Origin of the sequence: Alkalicoccus saliphilus (assembly GCF_003044065.1) — a bacterium.
Taxonomy (GTDB): Bacteria; Bacillota; Bacilli; order Bacillales; family Salisediminibacteriaceae; genus Alkalicoccus; species Alkalicoccus saliphilus.
This window is the reverse complement of the sequence record NZ_PZJJ01000008.1, coordinates 54,805-69,531: the sequence shown is the minus strand read 5'-3', so window position 1 is coordinate 69,531 and position 14,727 is coordinate 54,805. Positions and strand designations below refer to the sequence as shown.

General features: G+C 44.6%; 14 protein-coding genes and 1 riboswitch. Of the genes, 13 read left to right on the top strand and 1 reads right to left on the bottom strand.

Annotated features, from left to right (window positions below; translation table 11 throughout):
- The first annotated feature begins 2 nt into the window (after window positions 1-2).
- From C6Y45_RS06800 to C6Y45_RS06735, 13 genes are all read left to right on the top strand, one after another.
- The gene (locus tag C6Y45_RS06800; RefSeq protein WP_107584475.1) at window positions 3-251 is read left to right on the top strand and encodes a gas vesicle protein; all 249 of its coding nucleotides are present in this window, start codon (window positions 3-5) and stop codon (window positions 249-251) included.
- A complete protein-coding gene (locus tag C6Y45_RS06795; RefSeq protein ID WP_107584474.1) occupies window positions 251-547 on the top strand; it encodes a gas vesicle protein K in 297 nt (98 codons plus the stop codon). The genes C6Y45_RS06800 and C6Y45_RS06795 overlap by 1 nt, the downstream gene beginning before the upstream one ends.
- A gap of 18 nt (window positions 548-565) precedes the next feature.
- Window positions 566-880 carry a gas vesicle protein gene (gene gvpJ / locus C6Y45_RS06790; RefSeq protein ID WP_107584473.1) on the top strand — a complete coding sequence of 105 codons (315 nt, stop codon included), beginning with the start codon at window positions 566-568 and terminating at the stop codon, window positions 878-880.
- Between the two features lie 543 nt (window positions 881-1,423).
- Complete coding sequence (locus tag C6Y45_RS06785; RefSeq protein ID WP_107584472.1) at window positions 1,424-2,455, top strand: ABC transporter ATP-binding protein; 1,032 nt, start codon at window positions 1,424-1,426, stop codon at window positions 2,453-2,455.
- Entirely contained in the window at window positions 2,427-3,428 is a 1,002-nt protein-coding gene (locus C6Y45_RS06780) for an ABC transporter ATP-binding protein (RefSeq protein ID WP_107584471.1), read from the top strand. Before C6Y45_RS06785 ends, C6Y45_RS06780 begins: the two co-directional genes overlap by 29 nt.
- Window positions 3,429-3,454: 26 nt before the next feature.
- Complete coding sequence (locus tag C6Y45_RS06775; protein ID WP_107584470.1) at window positions 3,455-5,134, top strand: ABC transporter substrate-binding protein; 1,680 nt, start codon at window positions 3,455-3,457, stop codon at window positions 5,132-5,134.
- A gap of 204 nt (window positions 5,135-5,338) precedes the next feature.
- The gene (locus C6Y45_RS06770) at window positions 5,339-6,340 is read left to right on the top strand and encodes an ABC transporter permease (protein ID WP_107584469.1); all 1,002 of its coding nucleotides are present in this window, start codon (window positions 5,339-5,341) and stop codon (window positions 6,338-6,340) included.
- A 17-nt stretch (window positions 6,341-6,357) separates the two neighbouring features.
- Entirely contained in the window at window positions 6,358-7,278 is a 921-nt protein-coding gene (gene nikC, locus C6Y45_RS06765) for a nickel transporter permease (protein WP_107584468.1), read from the top strand.
- A gap of 81 nt (window positions 7,279-7,359) precedes the next feature.
- Window positions 7,360-7,563, top strand: coding sequence for a YwbE family protein (locus C6Y45_RS06760; RefSeq protein ID WP_107584467.1), 204 nt, complete (start codon window positions 7,360-7,362; stop codon window positions 7,561-7,563).
- 381 nt (window positions 7,564-7,944) lie between these two features.
- Window positions 7,945-8,382 (top strand): hypothetical protein, encoded by a 438-nt coding sequence (locus C6Y45_RS06750; protein ID WP_107584465.1) that lies wholly within the window; start codon window positions 7,945-7,947, stop codon window positions 8,380-8,382.
- Window positions 8,383-8,632: 250 nt separating this feature from the next.
- Window positions 8,633-9,529, top strand: a complete 897-nt coding sequence (locus C6Y45_RS06745) for a glycine betaine ABC transporter substrate-binding protein (RefSeq protein ID WP_107584464.1) — start codon at window positions 8,633-8,635, stop codon at window positions 9,527-9,529.
- Window positions 9,530-9,845: 316 nt separating this feature from the next.
- Window positions 9,846-10,892, top strand: coding sequence for an SIR2 family NAD-dependent protein deacylase (locus tag C6Y45_RS06740; protein ID WP_342752426.1), 1,047 nt, complete (start codon window positions 9,846-9,848; stop codon window positions 10,890-10,892).
- Between the two features lie 356 nt (window positions 10,893-11,248).
- Entirely contained in the window at window positions 11,249-12,835 is a 1,587-nt protein-coding gene (locus tag C6Y45_RS06735; RefSeq protein ID WP_107584463.1) for an L-lactate permease, read from the top strand.
- 377 nt (window positions 12,836-13,212) lie between these two features.
- Here C6Y45_RS06735 and C6Y45_RS06730 read toward each other — a convergent pair whose 3' ends face one another.
- Window positions 13,213-14,328 (bottom strand): M14 family metallopeptidase, encoded by a 1,116-nt coding sequence (locus C6Y45_RS06730; protein ID WP_107584462.1) that lies wholly within the window; start codon window positions 14,326-14,328, stop codon window positions 13,213-13,215.
- Between the two features lie 163 nt (window positions 14,329-14,491).
- Window positions 14,492-14,689: riboswitch (cobalamin riboswitch) on the top strand.
- Window positions 14,690-14,727 lie beyond the last annotated feature (38 nt).

Sequence of the window (14,727 nt, the reverse complement as noted above, 5' to 3'; positions counted from 1 at the left end):
ATATGCCTCGCGAACTGCAGAAAAATGATGAAGTATCCCTTCTTGATGTTCTGGATGCTGTTCTTGAAAAAGGAGTTGTGCTGCGAGGAGATATCATGATCTCAATTGCAGATATTGACCTTGTTTATCTCGATCTGCGGATTCTTCTTACTTCTGTAGAGACATTGATAGAAAGTACAGAAAAAAGTGCATTAGAAAGAGAAGAAGCAGAAAAAGCTGAGGAATTATCGGAAACAGGAGGAGAGAAATAATGGAAAAAGCACCGGAACTATTATCCAGCAACCCGGGAAAAGTATCTCTTGATCCAGAAAAAGCTCAGGAAGGACTTGCCCAGCTGGTTCTTACCGTAATTGAACTTCTTCGGGAGCTGGTGGAACGTCAAGCTATGCGCCGTGTAGAAAGTGGTTCCCTTACTGATGAGGAAACAGAAAGACTTGGAGAAGCCCTTTACAACCTGGAAGAAAAGATGGAAGAAATGAAAGAATATTTTGGTCTGACAGATGAAGATTTAAATATCGATCTTGGACCACTCGGCAACCTGTTATAAAATAAGGGAGGATTTTTCATGTCAACTCAAGATCCGGTAAAACATCCTACCGCGTCCAACAGTCTGGTTGATGTCCTGGAGACTGTCCTTGATAAAGGGGTCGTCATCGCAGGGGACATCTCTATCAGTCTTGCAGACGTGGAACTGATTACTATTCGCATACGCCTGCTCATCGCTTCGGTGGACAAAGCGAAAGAAATCGGGATGGACTGGTGGGAAACAGATCCTTATTACTCCTCAAAGGGTATGGAAATGCAGCGTGAAAATCAGCAGCTGCAGGAACAGATACAGCGCCTGGAAGAGCGTCTCGATGAAGCGGAAAATAAATCCTGACTGTCCAGTGTGTAATGTCAGACAAAGTAAAAAATTCCTTCAGCTGATTTCTCTGGAGGATAAAATAAAAAGCAGATGAAAAAGCTTCCTGCCAGCAGTGTAAAATTTGATGCTGTCATAAGGAGGCTTTTTTGCTGTTTTTATACGACTCCTTTAAAGCTGTGTACCAATAGAAAAAGACATGCGGCTCTTTATATATACCTGCAACGGAGTTTTTTCGTAGTCAATGATGCACTTAAACAAAGTTTCTATAATGGAAGAGCTTAGCTGAGTACTGTTATTGACATGAAGGTAAAAATAAAGAAGTTATCCCACGATAATTCAGAAAAACATAGAAGTAGATAATCTTTGTATACATAGGTGTGCATAAACATAATGGCACCGTAAAAAAAACAGGAAATCCCATAATTTTATAAAATTTTGTAAATAATAATTGATTATTCCCGAATAGTGTAGTAACTTTTTCATTAAGGGTCTAATTTTTTCGAAAATTAGAAATGTTGCTACATAATGAATTGAACATGTCAAAACCGGGGGGAAGACATGAAAAAACCAGTTTTGGAGGTTAACCATCTCCGTACACACTTTTTTACAGACAATGGAGAAATTCCTGCTGTAGACGATGTGAGTTTTCACATAGAAGCAGGAGAAGTTCTCGGAGTTGTGGGGGAATCAGGCTGTGGAAAAAGCGTTACTTCCCTTTCGATCATGGGGCTTGTACCGAATCCGCCTGGAAAAATTGTCGGCGGGGAAATTATATACCGGAGCGAAAAAACAAATTCTGAAGAAGATCTCGTTACTATCAACCGGAAAAAAATGAGAGGAATCCGCGGCAATCAGCTCTCCATGATTTTTCAGGAGCCGATGACTTCCCTCGACCCGCTGTTTAAAATCGGATTTCAAATAACGGAAGGACTTAGAAAACACCGGAAACTTTCAAAAAAAGAAGCACATAAAAAAGCTGTAGAGATGCTTCAGCTCGTCGGAATTCCGCGGCCGCATGAAATAGTAAATGAATACCCACATCAGCTTTCCGGTGGAATGAGACAGCGGGTGATGATTGCAATTGCGATGTCTTCAGATCCTGAAGTGCTGATTGCGGACGAACCGACTACTGCACTGGATGTGACGATTCAGGCTCAGATTCTGGAACTGATGAAAAGGCTGAATGAAGAAAAAGGCACAGCTATTCTTCTCATCACTCACGACCTTGGCGTCGTAGCGGAAATATGTGATCGGGTCGTAGTCATGTATTCAGGAAAAGTGGTGGAGCAGGGAAGTGTGAGAACAATTTTAAAAGACCCAAAACATCCTTATACCCAGGGATTAATCCGGTCTCTTCCTAAAATAACAGAGAGGGATGAACGCCTTTATTCCATCCCTGGAAATGTCCCGAAGCCTGGAACTATTCTGAAAGGGTGCCGGTTTGCACCTAGGTGTCCACACGTATTCGACCGGTGTATTCAAGAAGATCCGGAACTCCTGCAGCTGGAAGGGGAACATTTATGCCGGTGCTTCCTTTATGCAGAGGAAGGGGGCGTAAAAGATGACCGTGAAACCACTGTTGGAGGTTAAACACTTAAAGAAATATTTCCCCATTAAAGGCGGGGTATTCGGCCGTCCTGTTGGTGAAGTTAAAGCAGTGAACGATGTATCATTTGAAGTTTATGAAGGAGAAGTGCTTGGCATCGTAGGAGAGTCAGGATGCGGGAAGTCCACTACCGGCAAAGCGCTGCTGAGGCTTACGGAGCCATCAGATGGGGAAGTGTTATTCGAAGGCCGGGATGTTACAAAAATGTCTTCAGAAGAAATGAGGAAAATGCGCAGGGACATGCAGATGATATTTCAGGATCCGTATGCCTCCCTCAATCCCCGTCACAACGTCGGGAAAATTCTTGGAGAACCGCTGCTCGTTCACGGCATCGGAGATAAAAAAGACCGGGCAGAGAAAGTAAAGGAAATTTTAGAGATCGTCGGACTGAGCGGTGATCACGCATCACGGTACCCTCATCAGTTCAGTGGAGGACAGCGTCAGCGTATCGGGATCGCCCGTGCCCTCATTGTCCGGCCGAAACTGATTGTGTGTGATGAGCCGGTTTCTGCACTGGACGTTTCTGTTCAGTCCCAGATTTTGAACCTCATGGAAGATCTTCAGGAAGAGTTTAAGCTCACTTATATTTTCATCGCTCACGACCTCAGTGTAGTGAAACATATAAGTCACAGAATCGGAGTTATGTATCTCGGAAAAATGGTTGAGCTCTCTTCAAAAGATAATCTTTACCGTGAACCGCTTCATCCGTATACTCAGTCTCTGATGTCTGCTGTTCCGGAGCCTGATCCTGATCTGAAAAAAGAGAGAATTATTCTGGAAGGCGATGTACCAAGTCCTTCGAACCCGCCGTCGGGATGTCCGTTCCACACGAGATGCCCAAAAGTAATGGACATGTGTAAAACTGACGTTCCGGAATTCCGGGAAATAAGAGATAGCCATTTTGCTGCCTGTCATTTGTATAACGAGGAAGAACCGGCAGGACAGCAGATAAAATAAATAACATTAAAAAAGGGGGAAATGGAATGAAAAAGGCACTGTTTTTATCAATTGCTGCAGGGACAGTATTGACGTTTACAGCTTGTGGGGATAATGGTGGCACAGACAATACGGAAACAGATAACAACGCTGCGGAAACAAACAACAATGAAGCAGGTAACGAGGGTGGGGAAGAGGCATCTCAGCCGGCAGAGGATCAAACACTGATTTTCGCCCGCGGCGGCGATTCCGTGAGCCTTGACTATGCAAGTGTTACAGATGGAGAGTCTTCCCGGGTTACTCAGCAGATTTATGAAAGTCTTCTGTCGTTTGATGAAGATTCATTTGAAATTGGTCCGGGACTTGCTGAAGACTGGGAAGTCGAAGATGACGGACTCCGTTACGTATTCCAGCTTCGTGAAGGCGTAACTTTCCATGACGGAACAGAATTCAATGCAGAAGCAGTAAAGCTGAACTTTGAGCGCTGGGCAGATCCGGACCATGAATATCACTTTGCAGATGAAGGCTATGCCTACAGTGTCTATGGTACACAGTTTGGCGGGTTTGAAGGAGATGAGGGGCATGTTATCGAGGAGATAAATGTGCTTGGTGATCATGAAGTGGAATTCGTTCTTAACGAAACACTCGGTTCTTTCCTTCAGAATATGGGGATGAGCTACTTTGCGATGACTTCTCCGGCAGCATTCGAAGAGTATGGAAGTGCCATCAATGAAAACCCGGTAGGTACAGGACCTTTCCAGTTTGTGAGCTGGTCAAGAGATGACAGTATCGTACTGGAAAAATATGAAGATTACTGGCAGGAGGATCTGCCAAAGCTGGATCAGGTAATTTTCCAGGTTATTCCGGATAACTCTGCCCGTCTGACCGCTCTGCGCTCTGGAGAGATTGATATTATGGACGGCCTGAATCCGGACGATATCGATGCGCTTGAAGGAGAAGAAGGAATTCAGATGTTCGAACGTGCAACGAACAACATCGGTTACCTTGGATTTAATGCAGATAAAGAGCCATTTGACGACCCCGAAGTACGACGGGCACTGAATCACGCCATAGATAAGGAAAACCTTATCACCCTTCTTTATGCTGATATGGCAGAGCCGGCTAAAAACCTTATTCCACCGGACTATCTCGGGTATAACGATGACATCGAACCATATGAATATGACCCGGAACTCGCAGAGCAGATGCTTGACGATGCAGGACATGCCGGACTGGAAATTGATCTATGGACGATGCCTGTAGCCCGTCCGTACATGCCGGATCCGGAGCGGGCAGCAGAGGTAATGCAGGCAAACTTTGCTGATATCGGCGTAACAGCCAATATCGTCAGCATGGAGTGGGCCACATACCTTGAGCAGACAGAAGCTGGTGAGCATGATCTGTTTATGCTCGGCTGGTCCGGTGTAAACGGAGACCCGGATTACTTCTTTGGTAACCTCCTGCATTCCGACGCTATTCCTGGAGGGAACCGTAATTTCTACCGTAATGACGAAGTAGATTCCCTGCTGGATCAGGCAAAAACAAGTATCGATGAAGATGAGCGTGCAGAACTGTATGAAGAAGCTCAGGAAATTATTCATGAGGATGCACCGATGATTCCGCTTGTTCATTCTATTCCAGTACTGGCAGGAAGTGAAAACGTTCAGAACTACGTTCCGCATCCGCAGACAAGCGAACCTTTAACAGAAGTAGAAATCAGCGAATAAACGTGAAAAGGGCAGAAAGAGGCAGAAGCTCTTCTGCCCTTTTTAAATGTAATGTCACTGCGGGATTTAAAACTGTACAGATGCGTCTATGGGTGCCGGCATAGCAGTAAGGAGTCTGTACCGGCCTGGTGGATGGCGTTTCTAAATCCTGAATAGAAAAATAGCAATGCTACATATGTTTTTAGAAGCGGGAGGGGGAAGACGATGCTCGCCTATACGATAAGACGGCTTCTTATGCTGATACCTGTACTTATTGGAATGTCATTAATTACGTTTTCAATTATTCATTTGATACCGGGCAATCCTGCCCAGACAATTCTTGGAGAACAGGCTACACCGCAGGCAATTGCCCAGCTTGAGGAGCAGCTCGGTCTGAACGAACCTTATCTTGTGCAGTATTTTGACTATGTGGGAGGACTCCTGCAGGGAGATCTGGGGCAGTCGCTCCGGACGAATGCCGACATTTCCAGTGAAATATTACCGTTTTTGGCTGCAACCATTGAACTGACAATTTTTGCAATGGTTTTTGCAGTGATTGTGGGAGTGAATGCTGGAATTATAAGTGCATGGAAGCAGAACTCCCTGTTCGATTATACAGCGATGCTTATAGCTTTAATCGGGGTATCGATGCCTATTTTCTGGCTTGGTCTCATGCAGCAGTGGATTTTTGCCCAGGAACTTGGGTGGCTGCCCGCTTTCGGCAGATCAAATCCAAGAGATCCTGTAGAAACAGTAACCAACTTATATTTAATTGATACACTCCTTTCGGGCAGGCCGGATCAATTTTGGAATTCATTCAGACACCTCGTACTTCCAGGACTTGCACTTGGAACAATACCGATGGCTATTATTGCGCGTATGACTCGTTCGAGTATGCTGGAAGTGCTTCGTTCTGATTATATCCGTACAGTGGAATCAAAAGGGATTCACAAGATGTCTGTCGTATACCGGCACGGTTTCAAAAATGCGGTCATACCTGTACTTACAGTAGTCGGTCTGCAGACCGGGACGCTTCTTGGAGGAGCAATACTGACAGAAACAATTTTCAGCTGGCCGGGAATTGGGAGATACGTATTTGATGCTATAGGAAATCGGGACTATCCGGCTATCCAGTCCGGTATCCTCGTAATAGCCACTATGTTCGTATTTATAAATCTGATCGTGGATCTGCTTTACAGCTACATTGATCCACGCATTAAATATTAAAGGGGAGGCAGACTGATATGGAACCTACCAGCCCATCTAAAAATTCACCTTTTCCGGGCCCGGAGCATCAGGAGCCGCAGACGTCCGTCCCTGCCGCTGCTTCCCCGTGGAAAGAAGCATTCCGCCAGCTGATTAAAAACAAGCTGGCCATTGTAGGAATGATCATTATTGGTTTTTTTATCTTCATTGCTATTTTTGCGCCGTTGTTGACGACGTATACTTATCAGGCGATGAGTGCAGCGGACAGACTGCAGCCGCCCTCTTCCACCCACTGGTTTGGTACCGATGATCTCGGCAGGGATATATTTACCCGTATAGTGTATGGAGCAAGAATCTCTCTTATGGTCGGCTTTTTCGCGGTAATCGGCGCTTTGTTTTTCGGCTCGCTGCTCGGCATAATTGCCGGATATTTCGGCCGCTGGATCGACATGATTATTTCAAGAATATTTGATATCATGCTTGCCTTTCCAAGCATACTTCTCGCTATTGCGATCGTAGCTATTCTTGGCCCGTCGCTGCAAAATGCCTTAATAGCTATAGCTATTATTAATATTCCTATTTTCGGACGTCTCGTCCGCTCGAAAGTTATTTCCATCAGGGAAGAGGAATACATTCTAGCGGCTAAAGCCCAGGGGATGAAGAGCGGCCGGATTTTGTTTCACCACGTCCTTCCAAACAGTACGGCTCCTATTATTGTTCAGGCAACCCTGGGTTTTGGGACAGCCATCCTTGAAGCGGCGGCACTTGGGTTTCTCGGTCTGGGAGCGCAGCCTCCAACGCCGGAATGGGGGAGGATGCTGTCAGACTCGAGACAGTATATACAGAGTGCACCGTGGACCGTGCTGTTTCCTGGTCTCTCCATTATGCTCGTAGTACTGGGATTTAACATGATTGGAGATGGGCTGAGAGATGCTCTTGACCCGAAGATGAAAAGTTAGTCTTACGTTCTCTCAGGAATTTCCGTATACTGATAGAAGCGTCGGAAAATTAAAGTTATATACGGAAAGGGGTTTAGGAAAATGCCCGGAACGAAACGTTCATCAATTAAACCTGGCATGAAAGTGAAAGTGGTCCAGAAACAGGATCAGCGGACTGGAAAACTGACAGAAGGAACAGTAGAAAAGCTGCTCACCAAATCCAATGAGCACCCCCATGGAATAAAAGTTCGTCTGGCGGATGGTACAGTAGGCAGAGTGAAAGAAATTGATTCTGAAAACAGCTGATTGAACAAAAAACCTCTGCTTTTAATGAAAATCTGGAGAGGGAGGAAAGAATATGAACAGTTATATGGAAAACATGAAGCAGTCAGCAGAAAATTTTTCGATCTTCGACATAGGGGTACTGAAAATCTGTCTATTTGCTTTAGGAATATTGTCGGGAGTATATTTTTACCGATTTTTTTCTACTAAGACGAAATTGGTCTGGGCTGTATATATTTCTTCCTTTGTTTATGTAATGTACAGAGCATTACGCAATCTCTGTTACTGCAGACAATAGTCATTCAGCACCGGGATGCTCTCCCGGTGCTTTTTGCATACTAAGAAAATAATGTCCTACAGCGGGATAGAAACGGACAAGAAGGGCGGGATGCCCGGGAGGTACAAATGAAATTTTATTTTGACAATAAATCATCCTGGAAATGGATGGGGGCACTCTGGCTGTCAGCAGCAGTGCTGACATTATGGCTTGGAACAGCAAGGCTGCAATACGCCGGATTTGGCTGGATCGAAGCTGCCGCATTTGCGGCAGGTGTTTTAGCATTACTTTTAGGTGTTTATTTCTTAAATATGAGGCGCGTAGTACTTTTTTATATTGATAAAGAGGGATTACAGGCACACGAAGGACCGGGACGAAAAAGAAGAAAGCTTTACTGGGGAAATATTCAATATATAGTATGGGAAGAAGAGAAGTTTGAAATTATTCGAACGGACGGCACGTTGGAAACTTGGCAGAGTGATTTTCTCAGTAAAGAAAATAGAGACCGTTTTAAACACGAAATAGCTGTATTTATCCCAGTACACGAAAAACAACGGCGGGCATAATTCAGTGACCTTCCCGTTAGAGAATATGTTCATTAAGACAATGTACTGTGTTTTGCTCATATCAGGAAGATCCATGGGATTTCCATCCATAAAGTCAAATTGAAAGAAAACAGGCGGGAAGGTGAGTTACATCCTTTATCAGTCCTTTGCTTCCCGGTGTAAAGGCAGGACAGCGTTTGCAGAAGAAGACTGCTTATAATATAATTGATCAGGTGAATTAACTTAGAGAATGGAAGGAGCAATACACATAATGAAGCGGACACCTTTCCTTGTAAGCAGCATTATTATCTCTTCAGTCCTGCTTAGTGCATGCGGAGATAATGAAAATACGGGCAGTAATAATGACGAAAACAACGACAATAATGCATCCGGAGAAAATGGGGAAATTGAAATCGGTCTGAACAACTGGGCTGAAAATATTGCAAGCTCCAATCTGTGGAAAGTAATTTTGGAAGAAGAAGGATACGATGTTACTTTAACGATGTCGGAAAAATCACCAATCTGGGTTGGAATTGCCAATGGGGATCTTGATGCGACGATGAACGTATGGCTTCCGACAACAGATGAGCCGTATTATGAAGAGCACGAAGATAATGTTGAAATTGGAGAAAGCTGGTTTGAAGGTACAGGTCTCGGCCTGGTCGTTCCGGAATATGTGGATATCAACAGCATTGAAGAACTTAACGAAAACGCAGAAATGTTCAACGAAGAAATCGTCGGTATTGACGCAGGAGCCAGTCTTACAGCGCTCACAGAAGATGCAATGGAAGTGTACGAACTGGAAGAGTATGATTTCCTGATAAGTTCGGAGCCGGCTATGATTTCGGAGCTTGATTCAGCATACAGCAACGAAGAGCCCGTGCTGGTCACTCTTTGGAATCCTCACTGGACATTTTCAGATTATGATCTGAAATATCTTGAAGATCCTGAAAATGTTTACGGGGAACCGGAAGAAATTTATTATATGACAAGATCCGGCTTCCGTGAAGATCATGAAGAAGTAGCTGAGTGGTGGGACAACTGGGAAATGGATGATGAAACCCTCGGTGAACTTATGACTTATATTAATGACGTGGAAGACGAAGAAGAAGGAGCCCGGCAGTGGGTGGAAGACAATCGTGAACTCGTTGACGAATGGACTCAGTAAAAAAGTTTTAAAAGCGGCTGTCTCTATGAACCTTTAGAGACAGCTTTTTTTATTGGAGTATTATAAGATATTTAAGCCTGGTACACCTGCTGCGCACTGAATTAATGATTTCACTTGAAAAGACTGACAATCGCCTTCTTTATTTCCAATCAGCACAACTAATACGGGCACAGATTCTCTTTCAGATTTTCACGTGACCGCTGCATAAATTCCAGCCAGAAACTGCAGAAGGAAGGTTCCTTTCTTAAAATAGGAGCTTTCAGTCTTCTTTTTCAGGGTAGTATACTGATAATATGTTCCAAAAGGAGGGAGACTTATGAAGAATAATACGTGGGAGACATTGGCTGCTTACGGATCTGAGGCTGGAACTATTGAAATCCAGGGAAGCGGGTATAAAGAGAAAAACGTGAAATACCGCAGGATAATCACTTATATGGAAGGCAGCAGCACGGAAAAAGAAACAGCCGAAAGTCTGGAGGAACTTTTCAAACCGCTGGGGGAGGACTGGCTCCTGCACTTTCCTCTGTATGTTGATCCAAAAATTAAAAAATTTATAGGATCACGCCTTATGCAGTACCCATTTAAAACCCACGCTGCTTACGAAACATGGCTTCAGTACTGCTTTGAGAAAGAGGATACACATATCGTAAAACTTGCAGGGGCAGTCGCACATTCCAGTAAAACAGTTGTACTTACCGGAGCCGGAATGAGCACTGAATCAAACCTGCCTGATTTCCGTTCGAAAGAGGGATGGTGGCAGAAAATTGATCCAACATCAATTGCTGTGCCGGAAGCGGTAGAAAATAATTATTCTGTGTTTACAGATTTTTATAGTGAAAGGATAAAAGCTCTCGAATCGACAGCCCCCCACGCCGGACATTATATTCTCGCTGAGTGGGAAAAAAGCAACCTGATTCATTCTGTAGCGACTCAGAACGTTGACGGACTTCATAGAAAGGCAGGAAGCAGAGCTGTCTACGAACTTCATGGAGCGCTTGATCAAGTAAAATGTCATACGTGCGGTATGGAAACTGATATAGACGATTTTCTTCAAAAGAAACCATGTGTCTCTTGCAGCGGCAGACTCCGGCCGGGAGTAGTCCTTTTCGGAGAGCTTCTGCCGGAAGAAGCCTGGACTGGAGCTTTAAGAGATATCGAAGAAGCTGATCTCGTTATTGTTATTGGCACGAGCCTGGAGGTCTACCCAGTAAACCAGCTTCCCCGGATGACAGAAGGAAAAACGATATATGTAAATGCGGAAACAGAGAATGAGCATGGAAGTTTCGATCTGCTTGTCGAAGGAAAAGCTAAAGCAGTGCTGGAAAAAGCAGAAGCGCTTCTGCGGACCATGTCGTTTTACTAAAATTTGTTTAAGCTGCATGGCTGCACGAAAAAACACCCGGACTGTTCTGCCTCCTTTCAGCAGGCAGAATCTGCTGATTTTTTCGCGCGCCTGACGTAATGATCTAAAGCCCCAGAAAAATACAACTGTATCATACTCATCTGCTCAAATTAGTACAGAAAAAAATAATTTCTGATTGATTATAAGGCAGTCATAAATCTGTCATATATATATGGGGAAAATTATATACAACAGGATCAAAATTTACTATACTGAAACTAGAAATAAGAGCACTTATATATTTTTTAATAATAATTGTGAATTACTGAGCATGATGAAAAGGGAAGATTTTATAACTGTAAAAGGAGCGTTTCATTATGATGTTTATTACTGCCTTCAGCGTTATTATCGCACCGTTTATTTTTCTCGTGCTGCTCCGGCTTCCTGCGAAAACCGGGATGCTTTACAGTGCACTGATTTTTATTGGCCTGGCATACTTTACATGGGATATGGAACCGCTTATTTTATCAGCTTCTATTCTGGAAGGATTTCATCAGGCAGTAACAATATTGTTTATACTGCTTGGAGCAATTGTATTGTTAAATACGCTCCGGGAAACAGGAGCGGTTGCCCGGATTAATGAGGGATTCAGAAACATTTCACCGGATATGCGCGTACAGGTAGTCATAGTGGCTTTTTTGTTCGGCAGTCTGATTGAAGGAGCAGCCGGCTTTGGAACCCCGGCTGCTGTTACAGGCCCTCTCATGGTGGCTCTCGGATTTACACCGCTGGCAGCAGCAACTCTTGCGCTTATCGCTGATAGTACCGCTGTTTCCTTTGGTGCAGTCGGAACACCGGTAATTATCGGACTCGGTGGTCTTGAAGAGGCCGGGCCGCAGTTTTTTCAGGATATTGCGGTTAATATTACGTTTATGGACATGTTTGTAGGGACTTTTGTTCCGTTTCTGCTTATTGCTGTACTTACTGTCAGCTTCGGAAGAAACAAACAGCAGGGGAGCCTCATGAAGCTGTTTCCGTGGGCGCTGATGGTAGGGCTCATTTATTCTGTATCCGCCTTTGTCTATGCTGTGCTGTTCGGCCCTGAATTTGTAGCGATTCTCGCCTCTCTGACCGGACTGGCAGCAGCGGCGGTAACGGCAAAGAAAAATATTCTTCTTCCAAAAACTATTTGGAAAGAAGCACTTGCAGAAGGTTTTCAGGATGAAGAGAAAAAGTCGGAAATGTCCCTGGTTGCTGCCTGGAGTCCCTATTTTATTGTAATAGCTCTGCTTCTTCTGACAAGAATTGTGGAGCCGGTGCAGGAATTTACGCAGGCTGCCCTGGATTTATCCTGGAACAATATACTGGGGGTGGAAGGAATTACTTCCGGCTGGCAGGTTTTATATTCCCCGGGAGCCGTCCTTCTGCTTGCAGCGCTCCTTTCTGTCTTTACCCAGCGTAAAAAATTAAAAGACTTCGGAACAGCAGTAAAGAATGCGCAGGGAACAGTCGTTGGGGCAGCTCTTGCTTTGTTTCCGACATTGGCTCTTGTGAACGTGTTTATTAACTCCGGGATGAATACGGCCGACCTTGTTTCTATGCCGGAATATATTGCCCTCGTACTCTCAGCAGGTTTAGGCAGTGTGTGGCACATTGCTGCACCGTTTCTTGGTCTGCTCGGCTCCTTCGTAACGGGAAGTGCGATGGTCTCTGCACTGACATTTTCACCTATTCAGGTGAATGTGGCTCTTGGAACCGGACTCGATCCCAACATCGTTCTTGCTCAGCAGGTGGCAGGTTCAGCTGCAGGTAATATGATATGTGTGCATAATGTCGTTGCAGCAGCAGCAGTAGTTGGTATGGTAGGCAGGGAAGGGGACATTATCCGAAAAACAGTGCTGCCCGCTCTGGCCTATGCTCTTCTGATTGGACTGGTGGGAGCAGGAATGGCACTCATGTTTTAAACTTCGTGAAACTCTGCGCTTTTCATTTTGCCGTAGTGTTACTACCCGCTGATGCTGAAGAAAAAAGCGCTTTTATTTATAAGCTATGTTAAAGCATTCGCTGTTAATGGCTGGAGAAAAACTTCGCTAACGGGCTGCTTTCCGGGCGGGCCGGGCTCAGCTAATTTCTTCCTGAACGGATCTTCGCCTCGCCCTGGATCGTCCAGGACGAGGCGGTGGGATTTCAGCGCAGTCAGACCACGGCGCAGGTCAAACAGCGGAAGACCCCCGCGGCAGGGCAAGAGAAGGAGTCTATACACTGACTGGAATGAAATATTCTAAATCGATCATTTAATCAACAAGCTGGAAAAACAAACAGTCTATAAGCTGTTTGTTTTTTAAAGAACTCCCTCCTCCGCAAACAGAGATTTTAATGCCAGTTCAGCCTGGGTGACGACTGATTTTTTCCACGATGTGGAGGCGGGGTTGAAAAGGCGTATAAAATCATTGTTTATCTGTTCATCTGCCTCTTTGCTGCCTCCTTTAAAATGAAAATAATTTTCGTTGAGCATCGCTTTAGTACAGAACAGGCATCCTTCAAAAGATTCTTTAATGGTTCCGAATTCAAACAAACTGGAAACAATATTTTTATCCGGGAACTTCTGTTGAGCGAGACGCTGCAGGTAGTCGACAGAATCTCCAAGCATATCCGCGGAAGTGTTTTTCATGACGTTCTGCCAGGAAAGGGAAGACTGCAGTTCTTCCGCTGCCCTTGTTTCACCATTCATAAATATTAACGTCAATTCATTCTCCGGACCTCCTCCCGTATGGAGATCAATGTGAATAACCTTTTTGTATCCAGCCGCTCTGGAAATGAAATAGTCCGTCCACTTTTCAGCCGGCTCATCCAGCCGTTGTCCGCCATAATACAGAGCATCGCTGTATTTGTACTGGCCCGGCGGAGTGTTTTTCAGCATTTGGAGATCCTCATAGGAGAAAATATGTTTCAGGCCGGCTTCCAGTTCATTATTATGGATATTAATATCATTCAATGGGGCGGAAGGCCGGAACAGCGGCAGGTGATTTTCAAAAATTGAGTGGGTTACAGGAGTATTTTTTGACGAATGATCCAGGTAATTCCGGTTTAAATCAATGTTACTTTCTGTTACTCTTCGTTTATGACGCATCCCCCATGGATTAAGGCCGTGTACAAGAGATAAACCGGTAGTTCTTTTATCCAGATAAGGAAGAAAAGTTTCCACAAACATTTCGAAAACAGCACTGCCGGCAAACCCTTCAATTCCGTGCTCTCCGGATGAAATGATTATAAGCGTTTCGAATTTTTCTGAGGCATCTGCTTCGATTATATCCGTTGTATTATCATCGGCTTCGGGACCTGTATACCAGTAGTCCAGCAGAGCCTCCGGATAGTATGTGCGTATTCTGCTGTCCAGCTTTCGGAAACTGCTGCGGGAATATTCATAATCATTGTTGAAAAAAGGCGATTCGATCATGCTGTCTGCTCCTTTCGTTTACGGGATAAAGGCATCATTCCACTGCCGGAGGGATTCTAAACAGGCAGACTGGTTCAAAATAGGTAAATTCTCTGCTTGCAGAACCTATAAATCCAGTGTACAATTCTATATATTGATTAATTGAAATGAAATCAACTAAATATGGTATGCAAGGAAGAACAGGTGCCGCCCGGCGGCTTAAAAGGGAATCCGGTGAAAATCCGGAACTGTCCCCGCAACTGTAAGTGCAGACGACATGAAAAATACCACTGTATAAAAGTGCTTAACGGCGTTTATACGGGAAGGGATTCATGAAGGCTGAAGCACGAGTCAGGAGACCTGCCGTTTTTCCGTAAAGTTTCTTTTCTCCGGGGAGTGGGAGTAAGGGGCGGCGCAGGT